Here is a 26,346-nt window from a genome sequence, read left to right as displayed (position 1 = left end):
CACTAATAGGAAGGAGAGGAGCCTCGTGTTTCATCAATCGAAAATAGATTTTACAAAATGGATTTTCGTCATTGGCATCATCTTATTCATCGCAGAGCTTTTATTTTTCAATGGTGAGGCCCTTTTCTTCCTAATGATGATGATTTTTTGCGTATATATTGGAAGAAAAAGAATGCCGAAAAAATCAGGATTATTGTTATTTTGGATCGGAATAATCGGCGGCGTTCTATCTTTTTTCAATATGTTTACATTCCGACTGCTTCTATTTGCTGTTTTCATTTACTTTATTTTTCACTATGTTCAAAACAAGCAGGTAGCTGCTAAAAAGTCTCCTAAAATTGAAGAAGCAGATCCAATCCTCTCGCAAGAAGAGACATTTTCCAAAACGCCTCTTTTTCAAAACAGATTGTTCGGAACGCAGCGAACCGAAGAACAAATATACAAATGGAACGATGTCAACATTCAAACAGGCATCGGCGATACAGTAATAGATTTAAACTATACGATTCTTCCGAAAGGTGAAGCGGTGATTGTCATCCGAAAGCTTATCGGCAATATCGAAATAATTGTTCCTTACGAGCTGGAAGTGTCCGTCCACCATTCCGGTTTCATCGGCTCCTACTCCATTTTTGATTATAGTGAACCGAATGTATGGAACGAAACAATTCGATATGAGTCCAAAAACTATCATGAATCTGCCCAAAAAGTGAAAATCATCACCTCTATAACCTTTGGCAGAATAGAGGTGAAAAGAACATGAATGTATTGCAAAGACAAATTATTATCTGCTTAGTAACATCAGTAGTCACTTTTTTATTTTTCACTGTTTCGCTTTTGCTTACGTTCCTGTTTCCTAATTGGACATTATTATGGAAACAAAAAATTCTTGATATTCCGTTTATCCTCTTCACGTTCGTAATCAGCAGCGCCATCGGCTTGCTTTTCGGCATTCTATTCGGACTTCCTTTTAAAGATAAACTACACAAGATTGAAGACAAACTAAAAAAAATAACAAAAGGAGAAACGGTTGAACAAAATGAACATATAAACATTAAAGAATTAGATGAAATCAACCTTCGAATTGACCAAGTGCAGCATCATCTCATTGAACAGACGAAATTAACGCAAAAACTTGCAGGTGAAAACGCAAAAGAACAAGAAAAAAGATTGGAAGAAATCATTTCACAAGAAAGGCAAAGGCTGGCACGCGAGCTGCATGACTCTGTCAGTCAAAACTTGTTTGCAGCCTCGATGCTCATTTCTGCTGTTAAAGGAAACAAGGAAAAAATCGATGAAGGAACGAGCAAACAAATCCATTTAGTTGAAGAAATTATTCAGCAGTCCCAGCTTGAAATGCGCGCTCTTCTTTTGCATTTGCGGCCTGTCCCTTTAAAAGGTAAATCTTTGCAAACTGGAATTGAAGAACTGCTCACAGAGTTGCGGCAAAAGGTGCCGATGAACATCCAATGGAAGACAGAGCAATTTCCTCTAGATAAAGGGATTGAAGACCATTTATTCCGCATTTTGCAAGAATCGGTGTCAAACACTCTTCGCCACGCCAAAGCGAATACACTTGAAGTATTGCTGATCAAACGGAAAAATATGGCCATTTTACGGATTGTCGACGATGGTGTAGGATTTGACGTTCAATCGGCAAAATCAGGAGCATATGGTTTGCAAAACATGTATGAACGTGCAGCCGAAATCGGCGGAACATTGCAAATTGTCAGTGTCCCTCATGAAGGAACTAGATTGGAAATAAAAGTACCGTTGTTAACAGATGAAGGTGATAAAAATGATTAAAGTATTACTAGTTGATGATCATGAAATGGTAAGAATCGGCGTTTCGGCTTTTTTATCGTCCCAGCCTGACATAGAAATCGTCGGCGAGGCTGATAATGGCAAAAAATGCATTGAACTAGCTTTACAATTAAAGCCTGATATTATTTTAATGGACCTCGTCATGCCGGAAATGGACGGGATTGAAGCGACAAAAGAAATACTTCATCAATGGCCAGAGGCAAAAATCATTATTGTCACAAGCTTTCTCGATGATGAAAAAGTCTACCCTGCCCTTGAAGCCGGTGCTGTCAGCTATATGTTAAAAACTTCAAAAGCAGACGAAATCGCCGATGCGATCCGTTCAACATATCAGGGACAATCTGTCTTAGAGCCTGAAGTGACAACGAAAATGATGGCAAGAATGAATAAAAAACAAAACCGCCATCCTCATGAAGAATTAACAAACCGAGAAATGGAAGTGCTGCTTTTAATGGCTCAAGGGAAATCAAATCAAGAAATTGCAGATGAGTTGTTCATTTCATTAAAAACCGTCAAAGTTCACGTCAGCAACATTTTAAGCAAACTGGGCGTTCAAGACCGCACCCAAGCCGTCATTTATGCGTTCAAGCATTCGCTAATCAAGTAAAATTGGCAATAAGCGAAGAAAAGAGAAAGTGGAATGGTTTTTCACCGAAGCACAAATACAGGAAATTTCATTCGAAATTTATTTATCATTTTACATATATAATCAAAACAAAAAAATTGCTAGTTTTCCCAACCTAATAGAAGATCACATACGCAAGCGATGTTATTCATCTCCCAAATGGATGCATATTCGTCGACAAAAGCAAATATAAACATGTGAACGCTTGATAAAATCGGCTAAAAATAATTCAAAAATCTCAAGCGAAACGATGGCGGAAATCGAAATAATCGGTAAAAGAAATCAGAAATCTTCCTATTCGTTTTCCGCCAAAAACTAGTTTTCTCTTAAAAAAACAATAGATGAACAAAAGTCCTAGCATGACTATCTAGGCTGCCGAAAAATAGCAGCCTTTCCTTGCAGATAGCACATCTAATATGCCTTTTGTTTCTAGGTTTAGGAACAGTGTAAATATGAGATTCATAATAAGGTTCTTCTGCTCGAAACTTGAAAAAGACGTAATTTTCCCCCAACAGTATTCCGGCTTTTATCGTATATATGGAGCAAGCTCTTTTTCCAATGCATCCTGCAGCCATCTCGGATGCATCGTTAAAAGGTTTTCCGGCAGATCGTTTGGAGCGAAAAATCGTGCATCAAGCGTTTCATCTGTTTTTTGACGCAGCGTCCCTCCAATGATTTTGCACTCAAAGCAGGTTGTAATAAAGTGGCTGATTTCGCCATTTGGGTATAAAAAAATTTGTGAATCCGGATCTGAGTAAATGCCGATCAACCGGGTTACCTCCACTTCAAGACCTGTTTCTTCATAAATTTCTCTTATAATTGCTTCTTCCACCTTTTCTCCCGGCTCTACATGCCCTGATGGAATGCCCCATAGTCCGTTATCCGACCGTTTTAATAGGAGAACTTGCTGCTGTTCGTTAAAAATAATTCCCGCCACTCCTGCTTCGATCCGCTCCGGCCATGCAAAATCACGCGTATTCCATTGTTTAATTTTGACACGATCATCAAATAAAGACTGCAAATTTCCGATCACCGCATCCGGATTGCGGTAATCCCCGGGAGATGGAAACGGTGCATTCTTCCCGTTGGAAATTAAAATCGCTTGAATCCTTGCTTGATGAGCACCTAATATATCAGTTAACGGGTTATCGCCGATCATAACCACTTTTGCTTTAGACGAAATCGATTCAATCGCTTTCTGGAACATAAATGGATTCGGTTTGCCGACAATGTACGGTTTTTTCCCGGTTGATGCTCGTATCATTTCAGCAACAGCTCCTGTTGCAGGCAAAGGACCTTTCGAAGTAGGGAAACTCATATCGGCATTCGTTGCAATAAACTTCGCACCATTATGTATTTGTTTTACCGCTTCCTGAATATCGTACAAAGATACATTTCCGCTCCAGCCGACAACAACGGCTTCTGCCTCCTCTTCACCCTTTACAACCATTACTCCTGCTTGACTGCACTCGTGCTGTAAATGATCGTCCCCCAGCACGTAGGCACTGCGAATATTTTGTTTTCGCAAATATTGAGCTGTCAACCAAGCGGATGTAATGATTTCCTCTGGACTTGCTGTAATCTCCATTCGCTTGAGCCGTCCGGCAATTTTTTCTCTCGTAGTACAAGGATCATTTGTAAGAAACCGAATCATTTTCTTTTCTTGACGCAAGCGCCGCAAAGATTCAACTGCCCCAGGAAGCGGATTTTCTCCTATGTAAATCACTCCGTCTAGGTCAAATAAAAACACGTCAAATTCATCTATGATCATGAAATCATCCTTCCTTAGCGAACCATTTTCGCATGAACCAAACTGATTGAAAAAAACTCCTCATCAGCAAGCTAATTTAAGTTAAAGTGATCGTTTTCTCGAAAAGATTTGAACTTATTTAAAGTACCTCAAAACTAACTCGTGTTAAAACAATCGTTCTCTCAATGAACCATTTCTTAAACTGGCGCAAAACTTTTAGAAGTTTTTTTGCTGTCAAACCAAAAGATGTTTCAATAAAACGATTTGCCTTGCTTGAAAGTTTGCATGAGCTTGTATGAGGAGAATCTTCTCTCTTTATTTCCACTTCTACATATGATTATAATAGATTTATCGTTCACGCAGCAAAAAGGCGGTTTAAATGGAGAAAATGTGATGTGGAATATTGGGAATTTGAGCAATAAGACAAAAGTTTTTTCAAAAAGACTGTGCAATTCGTGCACACTAAGAACTAATCTCTAATCAAATGTATGCTTTTACGACTGATCTCCTTTCTAATAAAGAAAGGTCTGTATTTGATCTGACATTTATGCCAGTTGTCTTCCCCCTCTAAATGCCAGCAATACTGAACATTTATCCCCCTTTTTGCAGGGAGCTGGTCTATGTATCGCTCAAAAGTTTAAGGTGAGGACATTTATCCCCACCCAAATACATCTTCTGATATCAAAAAAATCAAACACATTCTTCTATTTTCTAAAGCTTAAATTGCCGTACAAATTCATTCAGCTCTTCGGCTAGCTTCGCTAGTTGTTCGGAGCTGTTCGCCACTTCTTCCATAGAACTGCTTGTTTGTTCGGCTGCCGCAGAGGTTTGCTCAATACCTGCTGCTGATTGCTCGGAGATCGAGGCTATTTCCTCGATGGAACGGTTCATTTCCCGGCTGTTGGAAGCGATTTCCGTCAAGTTGTTCGCAATTGTTTGAATATGATGAACCATGTCCGTAACAGCTTTGTTGATCGTTTGAAATGTTGCGCCTGTATTTTTAATTTGCTCTGTTCCTTGTTCAACCTCCTGATAGCCGCTCTTTAAAGCATCAACTACATTCTTTGATTCATTTTGGATATTGTCGACAATGCTTGTTATGTCTGAGATTGAGACGGAAACTTGTTCAGCGAGCTTTCTTACTTCATCTGCAACTACTGCAAAGCCTTTTCCGTTTTCGCCTGCTCTTGCCGCTTCAATCGCTGCGTTTAATGCTAGAAGATTCGTTTGGTCCGCAATTCCTTGTATGACTGATACGAGTTTTGTAATTTTTTGCAAATGTCCGTTTAAACCGAGCACTTTATCAACAGATTGTTGAAAAATTTCGTCAATTTTCGACATTTGTTCGGTAGAAGACATCATTAGTTTATTTCCTTTGCCGGCAATTTCAAGCACCTCTCTGGAGACTGATTCAATATGCTCCCCTTTTTCGCTGGCATCTTGAACTTTTTCGACAAATACCTCCATCTTTGCTGCCATGTCGCTCGCGCTGCTTGCTTGCGTTTCAGCGCCTGATGCCAATTCCTGCATGGTGGTTGAAACCTGCTCTGATCCGGCCTTCACTTCATTTGCAGAGTGGGTCATCTCCTCGCTGTGGCTTGTCAGTACTTCAGAAGCATTCGAAATGTTTGTAATCATTTCTTTCAGTTTATTTTGTAGCTGATTTATGGCATATGCCAGATTTTGTGTTTCATCTTTCGAACGGATTTTTATTTCACCTTGTGTTAAATCTCCATTAGCCAGCAAATGCATGCGCTCAGATACGGCGTGTATTGGTTTGGAAATGCTGTTTGAAAACAGCCATACGATGAAAAATCCAATCACAATCGTTGCGCCAATGACAATCATTAAAAAAACGAGAAGATCATTAGCCGGCTGATTGAAATCCATTAAATACGTGCCCGCACATACAACCCATCCCCAATGAGGATCAGTTTTTGAATAGGCGACTTTTTTTTCAATTCGATTTTCGTTGTCAGGCAAAGCCCATTCGTAATAAGTTAAACCGCCACCTTCATTTCCGGTTTTAATCATTTTTTGATTGAATTTTACGCCTTTGGAATCTTCGTCATTCCAGCCTTGTCTGCCTTCTATAACTGGATGTGCAATAAGAGTTCCTTTTTGATCGATAATATACATGTATCCGTTTTCGCCTAAATCAAAATTTTTATTAATTGACCGTTTGCCGTCAGCATTCTTTTCCCCCAATATCGCAACTTTTACCTGTTCCTGCGCTTCTTCTAAAGACAATGTTCCCTTTTCAACCTCTTTATTTAACGCATCGATTAACTCAATGGTCATTTCGACGCTATTTTTTAAGTTCTTTTCCCCCAGCTTGTTTAAACTGGAAGTTGTTTTCTGATAGCTTAACAAGCCTAAAATGACTAACGGAATCGTTAATAATAGAAATGAAATGGTCATTAGCTTCATACGTATCGTGAATTGAAATTTCTTTTTCATGAAAATCATTACCCCTTTGTTATGGCATAATTTTTTTAAAGACTTAGTTCTTTCCTCTTAGAAAAGCGTTACGAACTCATTTCCATCCATTTTCACTCCCCAAATCCGAAATTGGTTGCTTGACATTTTAATTATCGGCCTCTAAACATACTTTTTTTAGTTAATTAATCATTTATTGTCAAATATGTATTTTTTTAGCTAACATCGAACGTATATGGTCAAAAATATAATGAACCGATAATCCTTTATTTAAGCGTTTTCATTAATTTTATCGTTCATTTAGTGCGGTTCTTTTACGTCAATGAAGTAAAAATAATCTGAAAATAGTCTATATGTTCGATCCGATAAAATTTATTTTTCTAATTCATTTACTATGAATAAGCAGCAATTATTTTTTTGTATTTTCCCTCATCGGCTTCGGCTCGCCTAATAAATATCCTTGAGCGTAATGAACCCCCAATGCTTTAGCCATGTCTAAATCTTCTTTTTTCTCAATTCCTTCTAAAACTAGTTTCATATTGGTACGTTCGCAAAGAAATAAAAGCTTTTTAATAACATCTTGATTTTTGCCCGAATTATATAAATTTTGGCCTAAAGAACGATCGACTTTAATATAATGCGGGTTTAAATCGACAATGGTTTCTAACGATATTTCACCTTTTCCGAAATCATCAACGGCAACTTTATACCCTTCATCTTTTAAAAATTGAATATTTTTTTTCAACAATTCAATATTTTCGATTTTTTCACTTTCATTTATTTCAAAAACTACTTTTTCGGTCGACTGAAAAAAAAGGTTTATTTTTTTTATAAATTGGGTAAAAGAATGATGAACAATCGTCGATGGAAATACGTTAATAAACAGCTTTTGCTGCAGGTCTCCCATCGATGTTATTGCATTGTGAATGGAGCAAGTATCCAGTTCATATAAAAAACCGCATTCACGGGCGATTTGAAACAAAATTTCCGGATCGGAAAAATATTTGCAGCGAAGCAAAGCTTCGTATCCATATATTTTTGATTCTTTTAATTCATAAATAGGTTGAAAAAAATGACAAAATGATTTGTTATCTATAATTTCTTTTATCCTTCTAATTTCCCATTTAACCAATGGAAGAACCTCCTAGACGTCTATCTATAGACCTATTTCGGATAATGTCTAATGTTATATTTCATATTTTTAGTATATATTTTAATGCTTTTAATATCAATAGTCTCTTGGGGGCTTAACTCTCATAGTAGATTGTAAAAAGGAATCACTATTATCCCCAAGGAGTGACGGTTCATGACTAAAATACAGCAAATAATCGGAGAAAGAATCCGAAATTTTCGCAAGCAGAAAGGGTGGAGTCAAGAAGAATTAGCAGATATAGCAAATCTACATGCTACTTATATTGGACAATTAGAAAGAGGTGAAAAAAACGCAACATTGGAAAGTATTAACAAAATCGCAACGGCGCTTGAGGTTTCTTTAGAGGAATTATTTAAATCTATTCAACCAAATTCAAAAAAACCAGATTATACTTTGTCGCAAATTATTACAAAACTTCAGGCAAGGCCGGTTGAAGATCAAAAATTCATACTAAACATGCTGGATCTCCTATTGAACTGGAAAGATAAGTAGCAGTATTCCAAAAAGGGGGAACAATCCCCCTCTTTTGGAACTTATTTATCATTTTACAGCATGTTAGCAACATGCTTTTCAGCATCTAATACATCCATCTCCCCTGATAAAAGCCGGGGCAGCAAAGCGTTTTGCAATTTTTTGAGCCGGTCATTTTCATTGGCATTTTGTATCATCATCGCATAATAATTGCTGGTGAAACGTATAAATTTTTTTAAAATATCATCCGGCGGAAGCACAATTTTCATTTTTTTTATCTCATCCGCGCTGACATTCGGCTGTGCAGATCCAGTAGACCGATCTAAAATTTTTTGGCGGAAATCCGGCAATTTAGTTATGGCATAGACAAATGGCAATGTATTCATTTCGTGCACGCTAGAATAAAATTTGCCGACACGTTGATTTAATAATGCGGGTTCTTCAAAATAGTAAATGCCGCATTTCCCGATTTCAGCGCCTGTTAGCCCAATGAGCAGATCTCCTTGTGTAATTTTGAAACGATCTAATCGATGGAATAAAGATGGATCTACATATGCTGCATCTTCTTTGTTGATGAAAGGCGGGACAATATTTTTTATTTTTATTACAGGTATGCCTTCACATTTCCATTCCTTGCTTTTAAAAGCATATCCATTTTGTAATTCTATAACTTCACCTAATGTTCCTGCCTTCCATCCTTTCGGAATCATTCCCAATTCAGAAATTTCGAACCCTCTATCTTTAAAAGGCCCAAACTCTATGAACCAGTATTTGTAAAGTGTCATGATCGTTTCATCGATCGTTTTATTTATCTTGATATTCAGTTCAATTTTATCATCAATTGTTCCTAATATGTCCGCAATCTTCTCTTGCGTCCGCATGTCCGGCAGCAATACGAGCGCATTTTTAATAGAATCCATGCTGACAGCCGGATACGCAGCTCCCTGTTCCTGAGAAACTAAATAATCTGTAAAAGATTGATTGGAAATAAGGTAATACACATACCTCGGATGAATATGCTCCGTAGGCCGAAGAACCGCAAAACCGGTCGATACAACTTGATTTTCTTTCGGATTTTTTAAAAACAAAAAGGATCTTCGATTCGGACGGACGGTCGAAAGAATTGTATCGCCTGCTCGAACCAGCCTTTTTGCTCTGCTGGGCGCTTCATGAATCAAATATTGCGATGTCTCCCTCAGTTCGCCTGTTCCAACAGACGAAATATCGATGTAATCGATCATTTGAAAGGGAAATTGTTTCGTTAATGATTCAGGATTTATTTGAACAATCTCACCAAGCCGAACTTTCTTCCAGCTCGCCACATAAATTCCTCCACATGCATTAATTTTGAAACTTTATGGGGCAGTCTAATAAGTCGATTTTCCGGCTTATAGACGCCCCTTTAATGTTTTAGAAACGTTGATACGTTGATATATCAATGCTTATGATGTTTCGTTTTCAGTGGATTTTGACTTTCTGGACAGCCCCATGACAATTCCGAAGCAACAATCAGATCGCTTCCCCAATTTTTCTAGTTATAGCTCATTCAGAACATAATCCTCCTGTTTTGATCCATATTGATTAGCTTTTCATTTCCAATCAAAGCGGATAAAAAAGACTGCACTATTTTAATTTTTCTTCTGCTTCCGGCATGATGATAGATGTAAAAATTCTTTTTTTTCGGTTATGAGCAGGCTGGTTTCCCATTAGCTTTTTCATCGCTCGGTTGACAGTTTCAGCAAATTGAAAAAACTCTTCGTCGCTTGCATAAAAGCGAACCTGCCGAAATCCCACTCCATCTTTTAGGAGATCGATTTGTTCTTGTCGTAAATATCTCTCATAATCCGCTAAAATATTGGCGATAAATCTCATAAATATGTTCAAATGTTCATCTCTGCTTATATGCTGCAAATCGCTGTCTTCGAGCCCAATCGTTTCATCCGGTAAGGCATAAACTTTTTCTATTGTTCCCCTTATCTTTCTTTTCTCAACGATTTCAATCAGCTTTGCTTCTTCAAGTTTTTTTAAATGTCTGTACAAGGATGCTTGCGGAACTTCCGGCAGAAACTCCATTATTTCCTGCACAGTCAAGCGTTTTCCGATCAATGTTTGAATGATCCGAATCCGTACCGGATGCAAGATTAAAGCAGCTTTTGATTCAATCATGAAAACACCTCATTGTACCGTTTGTTCAACCATTTTTGCAAATGGTCGCAAAGCTCTTCGTGAAGCGGTTGATCCGCATTTTTGATATAATTTTTTTTCATTTTCAACATATTAATCTCATCTTCTTGTTTTTTCAATAAATGATCCATATTTTGAATCATATAATATTCCAACTCCCCTTTCACTATAGCGGGGAGGCGGTTGAGCTTTTCCGGATCAGCTTGAACGTCCTTGTCGCCGGTAATGGCCAAAACAGGGCATTCTATTTTTTTCAAATCTTCGAGCACATCGTATTGCAAATGCTCCCGAAACCATTTAGCATTTATTTTTTGAAAACCAACTTTGATCACATCTTGATCAGATTGCATGATTTTTTCAAAAAGGGCATTCGCCTTTTTTTCGTTTTTTTGCTCGATGTTAAACATGCGGATCATTTTTCCTTTTAAACCTGTTACATTGTTTAAAGCTTCATACACAAGCTTTCTCTGTCTTGTTAAAGCTTCTTCCAGCCTCTCCCCTGCCCCTGAGAGAAGAATGAGCCCATCCATTTTCTCCAAGGTGTTTAAAGCAACTGCCAATGTTGTTCCTTCACTGTGCCCCAAGGCAATGATCCGATTTTCATCAACAAGCGGATGTTGTTTTAAAAATTGTACAGCGCTAGCTGCATCCCGGACGAAATCCCACATTCCTGCAGATAAATAATCGCCGCCGCTTTCACCAACTCCCCTTTTATCATATCGCAACACGATAAATCCTAAAGAAGTAAGAAATGATGCCAATTGCTTATATATATTCAACTGGAATTTTCCTTTTGCATCATTGCCGTCGCGATTCAACGGACCAGAACCGGAAAGAATGAGAATAGCCGGCTTTTTTTGGCTGTTCTGTAACACGGATAACGTTCCTTTTAACTCATATCCGCAGCTTTGAAAGCTGATAAATTGTTCAATCATGTTAATTTCTCCTTTATTTATGTTATTATTATCATTATCGATAATAATAACAAATAAGTCAAGAAAATTCTGATGATTGTTTTTTGCATATAAATGTTATCAGAATTGTGCCTTCAGCCCACAGCATATTGAAAGCAGTCGATTACGCAATTCAGCAACGGCTTGCTCTTTTTCCTTCAGCCCACAGCATATTGAAAGCAGTCGGCATCTGCGAACTGTTTTTTTGAGAAAAATCGTAAACATACAAAAGCCCTTAGAGAAAAACAGCTCTTTTTCTCTAAGGGCTTTATTTTAGAGACTAACGGACAGCACCGATGCAAATGTTCTATCATTCTACAACGGCTTTCCTATCAAAATCTTAATTTGGGAGCACTGCGTCGCTGACCATTTCCCATTCGTGAATCTCATACCCTCTAGCGCCAGTCACAACATATGGATCTTCTTTCGCAAGCTTTTCGGCCTCTTCAAAAGAGCCGGCGCGATAAATCACCATACCGCCTGTGCCGTCGGTAAATCTGCCTTTTGCAAATATTTTTCCTTCTTTTCCTTTCTGCTCTAAATAATTCAAGTGATCATTCCGAAACGCTTTGCTTTTTTCTTCATCTTTCATCGGCAATAATACGACAAAATATTTCATCTCAACCACTCTTTCTATTAGATTCATCGCTTACCATTTTACTTGAAGCTGTCAGTCTTGAAAAGCTTCATGTCTTAAGTTCCTAATGTCAATCAAATATTTCTTGCTGCATGCGAATGTGCTCTATTGCGCAATCTTCTTTGATGGAGCAGTTTGATCAATGGAGGTACTGCGATGCATACTAACACAATGCGCAGTACTTGAACGACCACAACAAATGTTGAATCTTCATGAAGTACAGCGGCTGTTGTAGCCATCTCCGTAATACCGCCCGGCGCAAATGCAAGAACTGCTGTGACAAAGGTTATTCCAGTCAGCTTTGAAACAATAAAAGCGCAAATAAACAAGGAAAGAATTAAACCAATCGTGCTGAATAAAGCAACCGCCATTGTTTTCCCTAGCCCTGTAAACATCTTTTTATGAAATTTCGAGCCGATGCTTGCAGCGATGAAAACTTGCGCCGCTATGATCAAAATGTTCGGCCACCATGGAGTCAAGTTGTGGCCTGCAAATGATGAGCCGGCTGCTTGAATACTAGCAGCACCAAGCATTCCGCCAACGAGCCAAGGTGCAGGGAACTTCAGCCGCTTTCCAATGTAATACCCTGCCAATGCCCCTAGTGCCAATACTGCCGTCCAAATCATTTCGTCCATTTCCAAGCTAGGAAAAATGAACGCTGATTGGTTGTTCGAAACTTCAAGCTTCTCAGAATGGACCGCAAATGAAGAAACAAGAAACGGGATCACAAGCACTACTAAAAATACCCGCATCGTTTGTATAATGCTGACGACACCAATGTTGCCCCCGACTTCTTCTGCTATGCCTGGTATAACAGACAAGCCCCCGGGCACCGTTCCGAACAAACTAGTCAATAAATCTGTATGACTGAACTTCCACAAAACGAGTCCAGACAGCAGCGAGAAAACAATGGACAAGAGAAGCATTGTCATGATGGACATCCAATGATCTCTAAAAATATCTATAACCGTTAAATTGATTTTTTGCCCTAATTCAATCGCCAAAATAAATTGCCCAGCATTCATCCAAAATCGGGGCAAAACATACTTGTCATCGGACGATGTTGAATTGGTATGGCTCCAAAATGAAAAAGCCCCTGCCATCACCAATGTTCCGAGCATCCAGCCGATGGAAAGGCCTGTTAGAGATAAAAGCAATCCTCCAATACTGCTGAATAAAATAAACGAAACATTGCGCAAGAAACCTTTCGTTCGTATCATTTCAATCCTTCTTTCTAAACAAAATATCTTGCGGCATTCGAACTTGCTACAAACATATTGTATACTTTTTTTAGATATAAATAAAATATCAATAATCTATGCATGATTATAAAAATTATTGATGGAAAAAGAGAGGTGATGACGATGGATGATCGAGACTGGCTTATTTTGAAAGTTCTCTACAACGAAAAAAACATTACAAAAGCTGCAAAAAATTTATATATTTCTCAACCAGCTTTAACAAACCGGCTTCAGCAAATTGAAAAGGAATTCGGTGTACAGATTGTTCATCGAGGAAGGCGGGGAGTTGAATTTACCCCGCAAGGAGAATATTTAGCGAAATGTGCGAATCAAATGCTGCTGAAAATACAAAAAATAAAAGAAAATGTTGTGAACATGGAGAACCGAGTAACCGGCACATTAAGATTAGGGGTTTCCAATTACTTTACAGATTATAAACTCCCCGGTCTTTTAAAGCTTTTTAAAAACGAGTATCCCGACATTGAATTTAAGGTCCTGACAGGCTCGAGCAGCGAGATAGCCCATTTGATCCACAGCCACGAAGTCCATGTCGCTTTCGTAAAAGGAGCTTACAGCTGGAACGATCAAAAACGATTACTATTTGAGGAATCCATTTGTATTGCTTCTAAAGACAAAATAGATCTCCGGGAGCTTCCAAATTTGCCGAGAATTGATTACCGGATGGATCCCTTGCTAAAAACGGCAGTGGACAATTGGTGGTTTGAGAATTACTCCCAACCACCATTGATCAGCATCGAAGTCGATAAAGCAGATACGTGCAAAAAAATGGTGTTGAACGGATTAGGTTACGCTATTTTGCCAAGCTTGATTTTAGATGATGCCGACGATATTTATAAAATCGATCTGAAATCGAAAAATGGGAAGCCCATTTTAAGAAAAACTTGGATGTTTTATCACAAGGAATCGATCCAACTGAAATTTGTGAAAGCGTTTGTCGAGTTTATGGAAAAGCTCGATTTTCAAAAAATTCCATAAAATGCTATGACACTCGTATAACCTTTTTCCTTACATATGTTGCTTGGAAAAAGGTTTTTCAAAATTTCCGCAAACGTAATTACGTTTGAAACCGTTCATAATGAATAATAGATTCCTTCCGAACCATTTCTTTTGCGGGCGGTTCCTTTTCAGGATAACCTAAACCTAATATTGCAACTACGCGGCGGTCTGATGGAATGTTTAAGGCTGTCCGGACAAAGTCTTCCCGTTTTTTTGATTCTGCTTGATCCTGTGAGTGATATATCGCACCAAAAGCAGCCCCTAAACCTAATTCAGTTGCAGTCAGCCATATAAAACCGCATGCGATCGAGGCGTCCTGCAGCCAATATTTGCTCACTTCCGGGCAGCCTGTAACGGCTATGGCCGCTTTCGCCTCTTTCAACCAAGAAACAAAAGGCGTGGCGTTTGCCAATTCATCAAGCTTTTCACGATTTGTTATAAGTATAAACTCCCTGGAAGGAAGATTGTTCCCAGAAGGGGCTAAATAAGCTGCTTCTAAAATTTGCTCCAACCGTTCATTTGGTATAGGCTGATCTAGAAACTTTGTCATTTCACGTCTTTTCTGTATAGCTTCAAAAACGTTCATGCACCTTCATCCTTCTTTCTATTTTTTCGCCTATTTTGCTTTCGTATGAATGTACCTTTTCATAAACGATTTTTTCCCTCTCCTGTTCAATACATGATATGGAATCATTATATCGATTCATATGGATCCACAAAAGAATCATTTTAGCCAAAACTTAGCAAGTTTCATTCCGAAAAATTAAAATATAGGAATGGACATTATTGGTCAATAGAACAGCGTTATTATTTAGATGCTGCTGTCTATAATGGCAGCTTATGATACCGACAGAGCCATTCACTTTACTTTTTAATTATTTCACAGTTTGAAGTTAATTTTTTTTATTTATAAATAAAAATCCTAGTTTTGACACTAAATACAAGATAAAAAGAATTACTAAAGTTCTAGCAATTACATAACCATCAACAGCCAGCTTATATGCTTCAGGCACTAGTGAATTGGGTTCAATTAACAAATAAATTGAAATTATCAAAACAATAGAAATAAGTATATACCCTAAAGCTGAAACAGATTCTTTTGACATACATGTTTCTCCTTTTTACCCAATAATAACATTTTTTTGTTGGTACTGGAACATTAGAGATTTCTAAACAATGATAATTAAAATAATTGGAACAATACGCTAAAGCTGGATTGAAAGTGAAATCGGATAATTAGCAGCTAGTATTCACCCGTTATTATCCAATAGAGTATAAATGAAAATATTTAACGACAAGCTGGAAAGCTTCTTGAGTCGTAATCCATCGCTGCCTAAGATAACGAGACACACGCTTCATCGTTTTTTGAAGCCGGATTGAATATTAAAAAGATGCAGAAATAGTGACAGTAACACTATCTATGCTCATATCACGAGATTAGAAAAGATCATCCTGCTCATTTCTAGATTTTTAAAAGTGCACAACATAAAAAAACTTTCCCAAAAATCGCGGGAAAGAGTTTGGAAACGTCATGATTATTTGCCAAGCAAAAATGATACACAAATTCATTTTCAGTTAACCATTAACTGTTCGTACAAAAATCCCTTATTGTTTGGCAGGTCGGGATGTTGTTAAAAAGGATATTTTCGATATTCTTTTTGAATCGAAATCCATTTTGTCATCGTAAATTCTTCTACCACCCAAGGATTTCCAAATCTACCCATTCCGCTCGACTTTGTTCCGCCAAACGGAATTGTCGGGCTGTCGTTGACTGTTTGATCATTGATATGAGTCATTCCGCTTTCAATTTGAAGTCCTAGTTGTTCACCTTCACTTAAATCCTCTGTAAAAATCGCAGAGCTTAAACCATATTCTGTATTATTCGCCATTTCAATGGCATGATCGTCTGATTCCGCTTTCATGATCGTAGCAATTGGTGAAAATAACTCAGTTTGAGCAAGCTTGCTGTTGTTATCAACATCCACAAATACAGTCGGAGTTAAAATATTTCCGATACGCTTCCCTTCCAACGCAATTTTTGCTCCTTCTTTTTTTGCTTCATTTATAATATTTAAAGCTTTTTCAATTTGTGTTTCGTTTATAAGCGGTCCAATAATTGTTTTCGGGTCAGACGGGTCTCCGTAAGGCAACGATTTGGCTTTTTCCACAAATTTTTGTACAAATTCATCATATTTATTTTTATGGACAATAATTCTGTTTACAATCATACAAATTTGACCTTGATGTATAAACTTTCCAAAAATAGCTGCATCAACAGCACGGTCTACATTTGCATCTGCCAGAACAATGAACGGGTTATTTCCGCCTAGTTCAAGGGCAACCCTTTTCAGCATGCTGCCGGCAATTTTTCCGATATGCTTGCCAACTGGCGTTGAACCAGTAAAGCTAATAAGCTGTGAATGCGGAGAAGTGAGCATGTCATCGCCAATTTCATCAATATCCGTTAAAATACATTGAAAAACACCTTTTGGCAGTCCTGCATATTCAAATGCCCTCGCAATGATTGATCCTCCTGTCAAAGCTGTTTGAATATCAGGTTTATGAACGACACTGTTTCCAAGTGCAATAGCAGGAGCAATTGTCCGAATGGATAAATTCATCGGAAAATTAAAAGGCGAGATGGATGTTATAACTCCTAAAGGAAGACGATAAACACGATTCACTTTCCCCTTTATATCGGCTTCAATTTCCCTCACTTCATCTAATTTCTTGGCCATTTTCACAGCTTCTTCCACAAGCCCTACCGTCAAGTCAAGTTCAACGTTAGCCTTTATGAAGCTTCCGCCTGTTTCACGGGAAATCACTTTTATGATTTCGTCGCGATTTTTTTTGAAAAATTCCGCTGCTTTCCGCAGCACTTCTTCTCGCTCACAAGAAGACGTTTTTCCCCATTCTTTTTGAGCTTCTTTTGCGTTTAAAAAAGCTTGTTCAAGTTGCTGTGAGGTCGCTAGCCGAATCGTTTGAATGACAGTTCCATCATAAGGATTCAAATTTTCATATGTTCTCTTACTTAATCCCTCGACCCATTCACCATTAATATAACTTTTGTTCAATTCCTCAAAGCGCTCCATATCGTTCCCCCTTTTACAATTTATTTATTTTAGTGTAGTTTTTTATAGTTCGCACAAAATTATTCTTGCTAAAGGCCGGAAAGCAAATGACAGATGAACTGTAAATTGGTTCCAAAAACAAAAAAAGAGCCGGACATAAGCTGGCTCTCATCTTCCTTTCAACAATATAAAAGATGCATACAATCCCGCTCAGCAGACATTAAAAACCTAATCTGCTAATATAGCTATTTCCCCCATTTATACCCTACTCCCCAAACAGTGTGAAGAAATTGATCGATTGGAAAACCGGCTTGTCTCAGTTTTTCGCGAATATTTTTTATATGAGAGTCGATGGTTCGCTCTTCGGTCTCGGCATCGTATCCCCATAAGGACACAATGATTTCTTCCCTGCTGAACGCTCTGTTCGGGTGCTTTAAAAGCAGCCCTAAAATATCGAATTCTTTCGGCGTTAATAATATGTCTTCGTTTTGAAAATGGACTTTATGTTCTTCTTGATCCCACACCAATCCTTGAACATCAATAATTGAACGCTTTCCTGCGGAACGACGCAGCACCGCTTCGATGCGAGCAAGCAGTTCAGCTTCGTCAAACGGTTTTGTTATATAGTCGTCCGCACCGAGTTTGAGGCCTTTAACAATGTCGAATGTTTGGTCTCTTGCTGTTACCATTATAATAGGAACGTTTGAAAATTCTCTTATTTTCCGGCAGGTTTCCCAGCCATCCATTTCCGCCATCATAATATCGAGAAGGACAAGTTCAGCTTTGTTGTTTTCTAAATATCGGATGGCTGATAATCCTGATTCGCACTTGACGCAATGATATCCTTGAGGGGAAAGATAAAGCTCCAGCAAGTCCAACATTTTTCTTTCATCATCAACGAGCAAAATCGTGTACATCCTTATACCTCCGGCAGCGTGATAACAACGTTTGTTCCTTTTCCGTATTCACTGGCGGCGTAAACCGTTCCTCCGTGCGCTTCGACGATCTCCTTAACAATGGCCAATCCGAGACCAGTACCGCCGCTTGTTCTTGATCTTGATTTATCCACTCGGTAAAATCGTTCAAAAATATGATGCAAATCTTCCTCTGGAATTCCGATTCCATTGTCTGAAACAATGATCACTATGCTGTTTTTCTCCGCTCTTGCTTCAATCGATACAACTGAGCCTTCATCGGAATATTTTAAAGCATTGTCCAACAAATTGATCATCACCTGCTCAAATCGCTTTTGGTCAATTTGGACGGTAATGTTTTTTTCACATTTATAGATAAGTGACATGGTTTTCTCATGAAACGCAGGTAGCATTTTGTCATGTAATTTCTTTAAGAAATCACACAAGTTGGTCGGTTCCTTATGGATTTGAAATGAATGTTGATCCATCTTTGCTAATTCAAACAGTTCCTTTACAAGCTTTTGCATATTCTCCGCTTCTTCATAAATAATGGACAAATAGCGGTTTCTCTCCTCTTCTTTTAGATTTGGCCTTCTTGCGATATCTGCATACCCTTTTACATATGTAAGAGGGGTTCGGAGCTCATGAGAAATGCTGGCAAGAAATTCTTTTCTTTCTTTTTTTAAATATTCCAAATCTCTCGCCAATGTTTGAATCGCTTCCCCCAGCTCCGCCAATTCGTCCTCACCTTTCACTTGCAAGCGAACAGAAAAATCGCCTTTGCTCAATTTTTCGGTTGCCTGTTTCATACGAATAAGAGGATTTGTTATCACTTTTGATAAAAAAGCGATCGTCAAAATGGTTAAAAATACCGAAAGAAATCCAACCAAAACGAAATGATGCTTTAACTTATAGATCATTTTTTGAATAGCATCGGTATTTTGAAACATATAGACATACCCTTTGATCTTGCCGTCAATACGTATCGGGCTTACTGTCGCTATATGCGACTCTTTTTGCCAATTTCTTTGCACGATTATTCCGTCATGCGGAATCGTTCTGTCCATTGTATTTACAATTTTTTTGGCAAAAGGCAATATGTCATCGGAATAATACAATATATCGCCTTTCTCATTTGTAATCACTACATCCGTCACCGCTTCCGATTCCATCATCGTCACATGCTCCAGCGTGGAATGGTCAAAGTTTTTTTCCAGCACATCGCGATGGTTATTCCCTCTCGCCAATAGATGCTCAAACTCCTCCTCAATTCTTGAATTGACCAAAGTTATGTACAATGAGACAAATAAAATGATTTCGACTCCCAAAACAAACACGAAAAATAGCAGTCCTAATTTAAACGAAATTTTTTTCACTTTTTGTCCCTTCCTTATCAGCCAACTAGCTTCCTCTTCAAAAAGGAAAGCTCTTCGCCGCCTTTAACCGAACGTTCTGTTCTCATTTTTTCATTATATCATTTTCATCCAACGCTTATCTGTTCTCCCCCGTCCGAACTTTAAAACAGCGAGCGGATGCCAAATGCGGGCACACCTTTTGGCGAGTAAATAATTTTCGCATAAAAAAATTTACAGGATCAAAAATGGACCGTCTCCATCATTTTTGCACATTTTTTTGTTAAAACAGATGCAAAGAAAATGTTAGGAGGAGGAATCAGAATGAAAAAAAATAGTAAGCTGCTGATTTTTCTTACCGTTTTAACAGCTTTCATGCTCTTTTCTGCATCATGTTCCAACGGAAGCAGCAACGACCATACAGGAGAACATACAGAAGGCATGAATCATGAAAAAATGGACCACAAAAATATGAATGATCATGCCAAACATAACGGAAAAGACACTCAGAGCACAAAAAATCAAGCCTTTTCCAAAGCGCCTGCACAATTCAATCCAAATGCTGAGGAAAGCTTAATTGTTCAAAACACGAAAAATATAACGAGAATTCCTGTTGCCGATCCAATTCGTGCATCCATTTACGTATCCCAAACCATTTGGCCTGCCACACATAAAGAAAATCAACCCGGAGCCGCTATTCTGTCTCCTGTTGGTCAATGGCAAACAACATTAGCCGGAGCTGACTTAATCCACCATCCAAATAACGGCCCGATCTTACTGATTCATCAAGATAACATTCCCGATAAAGTGTTGAGTGAAATCAAACGGTTAAATCCAACTGGGAACCGGAACGGCACTCAAATTGTTGTGTTAGGAGATGTTTCAAACAATGTCATCAACCAGTTGTCAGGTTATAAAATAGAACAGATCAAAGGAAAAAATCCCGCAGAATTCGCAAGGAATGTCGATCAAGCTTATGCAGAAGTATCCGAAGGCTATCCAGAAAGCGTGATCATCGTTTCTTCAGAGGATCAACATAAACTATATTCCATACCAGCCGTTAATTGGATTTCCCATATGCCTGAGCCTATACTGTTTGCATCTGAACACGAGCTTCCTAAAGAAACGAAAGATGCGCTTAAGAAACGGAACAAGAAAGCAAACATTTATATTTTAGGACCAGAGAAGGTTATTTCTAAAGATGTAGAAAATCAATTGAAAGAATACGGGACTGTTCATCGAATAGCTGGAAATGACCCTGTAACCACTTCGATTGAATTTGCCAAATTTAAAGATAAAGACACTCAATTCGGATGGGGTATAACGGAACCGGGCCATGGTGTTTCTTTTATTTCAACAGATTCACCAGAGCTTGCTTTAGCTGCCGCGCCGTTTTCACATCTCGGCAAACATGCACCGATGATTTGGTTAAACAAAGGACAGCTTCAACAAGAAACATATGATTTCTTGGCAAGCATCAAGCCAACCTTTCAAGATGACCCGACAACAGGTCCTTACAATCATGGTTTTATCATCGGAGATCAAAAACAAATTTCCTTTCAAACACAAGGAATTCTAGATGACAAGCTTGAAATTGCTCAGGAAGACGGACACGGGCATGGTGGGCATTAAGGAAAACCGGGCGTAAAAATTGAACGCCCGGTTTTCCTAATCTTTTTAAAGTAAATAAACAGCTTCATATGGTAAGTGTGAAAGATCGCTTCCATTTAGCTTCCTGCTGTTTGAGGAGTTTTATATTCTATCTGTCCCGAAGATACTCAAAGATTTATTTGTGCCCACGAATTAGTTTGAGGCGTTTTATATTCTTTCTATCCCTGAGGACAAAGTCAATTTTTTTCATTTTCCAAAATAACAAAAAGTGCAAAACCAAGAATCGTACTAGACACATCATCTGTTGTTAATTGTATATTTCCCTATTTATTGAAAACTTTGAGTATTCTTCACGATGAATAAACTGGCGTTTTCAATCAGCTAAAAATGTTTGAAAATGGCGGATTAACAAGAGATAAATTTGTGTAAATAATGATTGGAAAAAGAGAACAATAAATCCAACAACACTCATCGCTGTTGGGCCGAAAAGGAAGCTCCCAATCATTTCTATTCGTTTTTATCCCGGAACAGGCCATCGCCATGCATATTATGGAAGGTTTTCTGCCGATTGAATGGGCTTTATTTTGGTGGGGGGTTACTTTACCTTCTTTAATTATAGGCTTACTTTCTATTAAAAAGAAGCTTCAGGAGCATCCTGAATTCAAAATGATGCTAGGTTTATCTGGAGCATTTGCATTTGTGCTGTCAGCATTAAAAATATAATACTTGCTCTATATGAATTTATTTTTTCAATATGCCTTTTACTGTATAATCCGTTCTTTTACATTTGCCATTTTTATAATAATGACTGACTTTTTGATCATATGGCACCCCTTTGCTCAGCTACGATTACCTAATTTTGCATAACTTATCAGCCCAAATCATATGCGCGCAGTCCGGATCATTGATGCAGTATAAGAGTGTTCCATCGACAATTTACTGATATGAATAGTAATGCTATTTAACTCTATATTTAAAAACTTTAAAAAATCTTCAGCAACTTTTTGTTGAATCTTTTCTGCGATGACGGGTAATGCTTCATCTAATGGATAAAATATGGTGAGGGTGATTTTTATATTCGGCAGCTCGTTTAATGCAATATCTATCCGATGGCATTTTTTCACTGCTTCTACCGAAGTGCAGGCATGGGAAATGATTTGTTTTAAAACGTGTTCAGAAATGTGGATGGTTCCTTGATGAAACCGTGGTCTGATAATCGTTGTTTCACCAATCTCTTCTTTTTGGGTAGAAAAAATTTTCTTTCCCTTCATAATGATCTTCTTTAAAATATTTTGTTCGACTTGTACATATGGAATCGGAATAATATGTTTCCCCTCTGTTTTTCTCACATATAATGCCATGTTGATTTCCTTTGACGATCTAATTTCTTCAATTTTGTAATATTTGGTGATTTTTCCTAATTGCAATGTTTCCGCAATTTGATCAACCATTTTTGTAGACGTACCAATAATAAGAAGCGAATGAATATCAAGTGCTTTAATAGCATTTTGGACTTCTTTTCGGTGATCCTCATAAAAAAAGACAGCCCGTTTAATAGCGGTTATATAGTTCTTTTCATATTTCGCTGAACTCCCTGCAGCTTTTCGCCCTTTATAAATTAACAATCCATCATCAATCATAGCCGGTATGTTTTTACTATGTGCAAAAGAAAGTGCGCTGGTGCTTTTTCCCGTGCCGCTGCGGCCAACAAGAGCGAATACGCGCATTGGGTGAATACCCCTTTCTTAAAAATCTTTCAACCTGAAGGAAAATGCCCGTAAAACTTAAAGGCGGACCGGATCCGGCAAACCGGAAACTCTATTCTGTCTATTTACAGGAAAATTCAGTTCGTATGACAGCAAATGTTTGTTTCGGGACTCCGATTGTTATGTGGGATATTAATATTTATGAATTTCAAAAAAATAGGCTTTGGATCGAGCATCATACACAATAAAACAGAGGAAGTTTTTTTACTTGAAAAAACTAGCAAATTATTAAAATATTTTTAGTCGATTGTCGACTGAATTTTATCGAATTATACACATTTTTGTTGAGGAATAATAATCCCCTCTTTTATAAATGTTTCTATCTCTTCTTTACTGTAGCCCATTTGCTTTAGAACGGTTTCACTATGCTCCCCCTGAGCTGGAGGGACCGTTTTGATCCTGCCCGGTGTGCGCGATAATTTTACAGGAACACCAAGCATTTTTAAGATTCCGAGGGAAGGATGCTCCATTTCAACGACCATTTCCCTTTCCTTGATATGGGCATCATTTAAAATGTCCGAAAGCTTATTAACCGGTCCGCATGGAATTTTCGCAGATTCCAACATGTCAACCCATTCATCTCTCGTTTTTCTTTTAAATATTTCTTCAAGTATGGAAATCAGTTCATCTCTATTTTGAACCCGGTCCGGATTCGTTTTAAATTTCCGGTCTCTAAGAGCTTCCACATCCAATACGTCAACCAGCGAATTCCAAAGGCTGTCATTTCCTACTGCAAGAATAAAGTGGCCGTCCGAAGCTTCAAAAACCTGGTAAGGCACAATATTCGGATGGGCTCCTCCCAGCGGCTTTGGATCATTGTTTGTCGCAAAATAGTTGCCGGCAAGGTACGTTTGCCAAGAAACCATCGTGTCGAGCAAGGAGACATCGATCCATTGTCCTTGACCTGAACGCTCTCTTTCCCAAAGTGCTGACAGAATGCCGATTGTTGCCCACATTCCTGCTCCGATGTCTGCCAAAGAATATCCAGCTTTAACTGGTGTACCGTCTGGTTCGCCTGTAACGGACATTAACCCGCCCATTCCTTGAGCCAGGACATCATAACCAGGCTTTTTTGAATACGGTCCTGTTTGACCGAAGCCGGAAATCGAAGCAAGAATGACTCCGCGGTTATGCTGCTTTAAGATGTCATAATCAATTCCGAGCTTTTTTAATGTGCCGGGTCGAAAGTTTTCAACAACAACATCCGCTTCTTCTACCATTTTCAGTAAAATTTCTTTTCCTTTTGGATCTTTTAAATTTAAAACAACACTTTTCTTATTGCGGTTGACACTTAGAAAGTACGCGCTTTCATTTTTAATGAACGGAGGACCCCATTGCCTTGTATCATCCCCTTGTGGACTTTCAATTTTTATCACCTCGGCGCCTAAATCAGCTAATGTCATTGTGCAAAAAGGGCCGCTCAATATTCTCGTTAAGTCAATAATTTTAATTCCTGCAAGTGGCAGCATGTCAACCTCTCCCTTTAAAATTCGGTTTTCTTTTTTCTACAAAGGAACGAACACCTTCAGGAAAATCATTTGCGTCAATACTGGACGCCGTACCTGTATCCCACGGAAATGAAAGTGCCGGCTTATTGTAGGCGACAGATCTTTTAACAGCAAGAAGAGACGCCGGTGACTGCTCCATAACTTTTTTCGCCAAACGTAATGTAAAATGATCCACATCCTCATCATCCGGAACCATGTAATTAACTAATCCCAATTGACAGCATTCTGAAGCGTCTAGCAGTCGACCTGTATAAACTAAATCCATCGTCCGGCTCCCTCCGATCAGATCTGCAATCCGTTTTACAAACATTTGGTTTAACGTAATTCCCAGCCGTCCGACTGGGATTCCCATTTTAGCTTTAGAGGTCCCAACCCGAAGATCACATGCTAAAGATAGAACAAATCCTGCACCTAATGCCGGACCATTTATAGCGGCAATGGTTGGCAACGGAAGTTTTTCAAACGTCGAAATGGCTTGTTCCATTAAGCGGAAAGCTTCGTGCGCTTCGTTAATCGACATTTGGTTAAATTCTTTCAAATCAGAACCTGAACAAAATTGATCCTTGCTTCCGCGCAGGATCACCACTCGTGTTTTCGGGTTTTCAGGAATCAGCCTTCCAATTTCCGCCAGCTCCCTCCACATCCCCGATGTTATAGCATTTTTTAGGCGTGGACGTTGGATCGTTACAATGGCAAGCCCGGCACTTTCCTGAAGTATAATTTTCCCATCCGCCTCGACCTGACTAATCGTTACCCTCATTAAAAATCACCTATCTCTTGTCTTCATATTTTTTAACAAAACCATCAGGATTCAAAAAATGCTCTTCCTAGAAGATGGACGACTGTCGACAATCATCTTGTTACAACCATGATATCCCCTCATGTTATAAAAGTCAATAAAAATTCTAAAAATTTTAAATTTTCATTTTGTATTTGCTGAGGAAAACCTACTTATGTCATGTTTTGATTATGACCCAGTCAATAAGCTGAAAAATAAAAAAAGGAGCTTATATGAAAAGGGCTTCACTCCTTCATATGAACTCCCTAAAATCATGTATATGTTGTTCGTTTCAAGACATTTACAGCGCTCGTTGTTTTCCCTTTTTTGCTGCTAGTACGATTGTTTATTTTTCGTTTTGTTTTCGACCCTTTTAATTACGCTATGATTATGATTTTCAAGCAAAACAAGCGCTTCATCGATCAGGTTTTCCTTTAACAAATCTAAAATAATGCGGTGTTCCTTCAAAGACTTTTTTATATGTTCCTCTTCAAGAAACGATATTCTTTGAAGTACAAGCAAAGGACGTCCTAATCTCCAATACATTTCTTTAATAATTTCGCTTTTGCTCATTTCAATGATGAGCATATGAAACTCTTGGTTCAGATTGGCATACTGTTTTTCGTCATCAACCTCTGACATCTTTTGTACCAATTGCTCCATTTTCTTAAGAATTTCTTCATTTATCCCGCGGACTTTAATTCTTTTCATCGCAAGGCTTTCCAATACGATTCTCATTTCAAGAAGATCATAAACTTCATCTTCCGTATAGCCTTTCACAACAGCGCCTTTTCTAGGAATTCGCTCTATTAGCCCTTCATTTTCCAGCAAATAGAGCGACTCTCGAATAGGCGCCCTGCTCGTTCCAAACTCTTCTGCGTAAGTGGACTCAATAATTTTTTCTCCGGGCTTCAGCTCCCCCGCCATAATTTGGTTTGTTATTTTTTCCGCTATTTTGTGGGACAACGAATGATTGTAAAATAATTGATTATTTTTCATTCCCGCTCTTCCTCTCTATAATGTCGACTGTCTATTTTTTATAATCCTATTATAAC

Annotated in this window: 23 protein-coding genes and 1 pseudogene; 7 read left to right on the top strand and 17 right to left on the bottom strand. The window is 38.3% G+C overall.

Features of this window, described 5'->3' with window-relative positions; translation table 11 throughout:
• Positions 1-25 precede the first annotated feature (25 nt).
• The 3 genes from liaF to NSQ94_RS09160 are packed head-to-tail and all read left to right on the top strand — an operon-like array spanning position 26 to position 2,428.
• Entirely contained in the window at positions 26-760 is a 735-nt protein-coding gene (liaF, locus tag NSQ94_RS09170) for a cell wall-active antibiotics response protein LiaF (RefSeq protein WP_063387807.1), read from the top strand.
• Entirely contained in the window at positions 757-1,803 is a 1,047-nt protein-coding gene (locus NSQ94_RS09165; RefSeq protein WP_063387806.1) for a sensor histidine kinase, read from the top strand. The genes liaF and NSQ94_RS09165 overlap by 4 nt, the downstream gene beginning before the upstream one ends.
• A complete protein-coding gene (locus tag NSQ94_RS09160) occupies positions 1,796-2,428 on the top strand; it encodes a response regulator transcription factor (RefSeq protein ID WP_063387805.1) in 633 nt (210 codons plus the stop codon). The genes NSQ94_RS09165 and NSQ94_RS09160 overlap by 8 nt, the downstream gene beginning before the upstream one ends.
• A gap of 544 nt (positions 2,429-2,972) precedes the next feature.
• Here NSQ94_RS09160 and NSQ94_RS09155 read toward each other — a convergent pair.
• From NSQ94_RS09155 to NSQ94_RS09145, 3 genes are all read right to left on the bottom strand, one after another.
• Positions 2,973-4,217, bottom strand: a complete 1,245-nt coding sequence (locus NSQ94_RS09155) for an HAD-IIA family hydrolase (protein WP_339230641.1) — start codon at positions 4,215-4,217, stop codon at positions 2,973-2,975.
• A 690-nt stretch (positions 4,218-4,907) separates the two neighbouring features.
• Positions 4,908-6,656: a methyl-accepting chemotaxis protein gene (locus NSQ94_RS09150; RefSeq protein ID WP_339230640.1), complete on the bottom strand. Its 1,749-nt coding sequence runs from the start codon at positions 6,654-6,656 to the stop codon at positions 4,908-4,910.
• A gap of 388 nt (positions 6,657-7,044) precedes the next feature.
• A complete protein-coding gene (locus tag NSQ94_RS09145) occupies positions 7,045-7,767 on the bottom strand; it encodes an EAL domain-containing protein (RefSeq protein WP_082829624.1) in 723 nt (240 codons plus the stop codon).
• Positions 7,768-7,941: 174 nt separating this feature from the next.
• Between NSQ94_RS09145 and NSQ94_RS09140 the strand changes: the two genes are divergently transcribed.
• Positions 7,942-8,280 carry a helix-turn-helix transcriptional regulator gene (locus NSQ94_RS09140; protein ID WP_063387802.1) on the top strand — a complete coding sequence of 113 codons (339 nt, stop codon included), beginning with the start codon at positions 7,942-7,944 and terminating at the stop codon, positions 8,278-8,280.
• A gap of 53 nt (positions 8,281-8,333) precedes the next feature.
• Here NSQ94_RS09140 and NSQ94_RS09135 read toward each other — a convergent pair whose 3' ends face one another.
• The 5 genes from NSQ94_RS09135 to NSQ94_RS09115 form a co-directional block, all read right to left on the bottom strand.
• Complete coding sequence (locus NSQ94_RS09135) at positions 8,334-9,581, bottom strand: restriction endonuclease subunit S (protein WP_066251614.1); 1,248 nt, start codon at positions 9,579-9,581, stop codon at positions 8,334-8,336.
• 301 nt (positions 9,582-9,882) lie between these two features.
• On the bottom strand, positions 9,883-10,425 hold the full coding sequence (locus NSQ94_RS09130; RefSeq protein WP_063387800.1) for a helix-turn-helix domain-containing protein: 543 nt from the start codon (positions 10,423-10,425) through the stop codon (positions 9,883-9,885).
• On the bottom strand, positions 10,422-11,378 hold the full coding sequence (locus NSQ94_RS09125; RefSeq protein ID WP_063387799.1) for an alpha/beta hydrolase: 957 nt from the start codon (positions 11,376-11,378) through the stop codon (positions 10,422-10,424). Before NSQ94_RS09125 ends, NSQ94_RS09130 begins: the two co-directional genes overlap by 4 nt.
• A gap of 358 nt (positions 11,379-11,736) precedes the next feature.
• The gene (locus NSQ94_RS09120) at positions 11,737-12,015 is read right to left on the bottom strand and encodes a YciI family protein (RefSeq protein WP_066251612.1); all 279 of its coding nucleotides are present in this window, start codon (positions 12,013-12,015) and stop codon (positions 11,737-11,739) included.
• 92 nt (positions 12,016-12,107) lie between these two features.
• Positions 12,108-13,253 (bottom strand): AbrB family transcriptional regulator, encoded by a 1,146-nt coding sequence (locus NSQ94_RS09115; RefSeq protein WP_066251609.1) that lies wholly within the window; start codon positions 13,251-13,253, stop codon positions 12,108-12,110.
• A gap of 144 nt (positions 13,254-13,397) precedes the next feature.
• Between NSQ94_RS09115 and NSQ94_RS09110 the strand changes: the two genes are divergently transcribed.
• A complete protein-coding gene (locus tag NSQ94_RS09110; protein ID WP_066251606.1) occupies positions 13,398-14,270 on the top strand; it encodes a LysR family transcriptional regulator in 873 nt (290 codons plus the stop codon).
• Positions 14,271-14,349: 79 nt separating this feature from the next.
• Here NSQ94_RS09110 and NSQ94_RS09105 read toward each other — a convergent pair whose 3' ends face one another.
• From NSQ94_RS09105 to NSQ94_RS09085, 5 genes are all read right to left on the bottom strand, one after another.
• Positions 14,350-14,877 carry a nitroreductase family protein gene (locus NSQ94_RS09105; protein WP_066251605.1) on the bottom strand — a complete coding sequence of 176 codons (528 nt, stop codon included), beginning with the start codon at positions 14,875-14,877 and terminating at the stop codon, positions 14,350-14,352.
• Positions 14,878-15,184: 307 nt separating this feature from the next.
• Positions 15,185-15,397: a hypothetical protein gene (locus tag NSQ94_RS09100; protein WP_066251603.1), complete on the bottom strand. Its 213-nt coding sequence runs from the start codon at positions 15,395-15,397 to the stop codon at positions 15,185-15,187.
• Between the two features lie 525 nt (positions 15,398-15,922).
• A complete protein-coding gene (locus tag NSQ94_RS09095) occupies positions 15,923-17,383 on the bottom strand; it encodes an aldehyde dehydrogenase family protein (RefSeq protein WP_094245888.1) in 1,461 nt (486 codons plus the stop codon).
• A gap of 224 nt (positions 17,384-17,607) precedes the next feature.
• Complete coding sequence (locus tag NSQ94_RS09090) at positions 17,608-18,279, bottom strand: response regulator transcription factor (RefSeq protein ID WP_066251597.1); 672 nt, start codon at positions 18,277-18,279, stop codon at positions 17,608-17,610.
• A 2-nt stretch (positions 18,280-18,281) separates the two neighbouring features.
• Positions 18,282-19,652 carry an ATP-binding protein gene (locus tag NSQ94_RS09085; protein ID WP_327848774.1) on the bottom strand — a complete coding sequence of 457 codons (1,371 nt, stop codon included), beginning with the start codon at positions 19,650-19,652 and terminating at the stop codon, positions 18,282-18,284.
• A gap of 300 nt (positions 19,653-19,952) precedes the next feature.
• Between NSQ94_RS09085 and NSQ94_RS09080 the strand changes: the two genes are divergently transcribed.
• Positions 19,953-21,260: a cell wall-binding repeat-containing protein gene (locus NSQ94_RS09080; protein ID WP_339230637.1), complete on the top strand. Its 1,308-nt coding sequence runs from the start codon at positions 19,953-19,955 to the stop codon at positions 21,258-21,260.
• Positions 21,261-21,779: 519 nt separating this feature from the next.
• A pseudogene (locus NSQ94_RS09075) lies at positions 21,780-21,959 on the top strand (energy-coupling factor ABC transporter permease); the annotation flags it as partial.
• A 161-nt stretch (positions 21,960-22,120) separates the two neighbouring features.
• Here the strand turns inward: NSQ94_RS09075 and NSQ94_RS09070 are convergent.
• The 4 genes from NSQ94_RS09070 to NSQ94_RS09055 form a co-directional block, all read right to left on the bottom strand.
• Positions 22,121-22,966, bottom strand: a complete 846-nt coding sequence (locus tag NSQ94_RS09070; protein ID WP_066251589.1) for a hypothetical protein — start codon at positions 22,964-22,966, stop codon at positions 22,121-22,123.
• A gap of 308 nt (positions 22,967-23,274) precedes the next feature.
• Positions 23,275-24,474 carry a CoA transferase gene (locus tag NSQ94_RS09065; RefSeq protein WP_066251581.1) on the bottom strand — a complete coding sequence of 400 codons (1,200 nt, stop codon included), beginning with the start codon at positions 24,472-24,474 and terminating at the stop codon, positions 23,275-23,277.
• 1 nt (position 24,475) lies between these two features.
• Positions 24,476-25,273, bottom strand: coding sequence for an enoyl-CoA hydratase-related protein (locus tag NSQ94_RS09060; RefSeq protein ID WP_130158631.1), 798 nt, complete (start codon positions 25,271-25,273; stop codon positions 24,476-24,478).
• A 351-nt stretch (positions 25,274-25,624) separates the two neighbouring features.
• Complete coding sequence (locus tag NSQ94_RS09055; RefSeq protein ID WP_063387781.1) at positions 25,625-26,290, bottom strand: GntR family transcriptional regulator; 666 nt, start codon at positions 26,288-26,290, stop codon at positions 25,625-25,627.
• Positions 26,291-26,346: the final 56 nt, after the last annotated feature.

This window comes from Aeribacillus sp. FSL K6-2833 (assembly GCF_037965815.1).
GTDB lineage: Bacteria > Bacillota > Bacilli > Bacillales > Aeribacillaceae > Aeribacillus > Aeribacillus composti.
The sequence above is the reverse complement of the archived record's forward strand: the minus strand, read 5'-3'. Positions and strand labels throughout refer to the sequence as shown.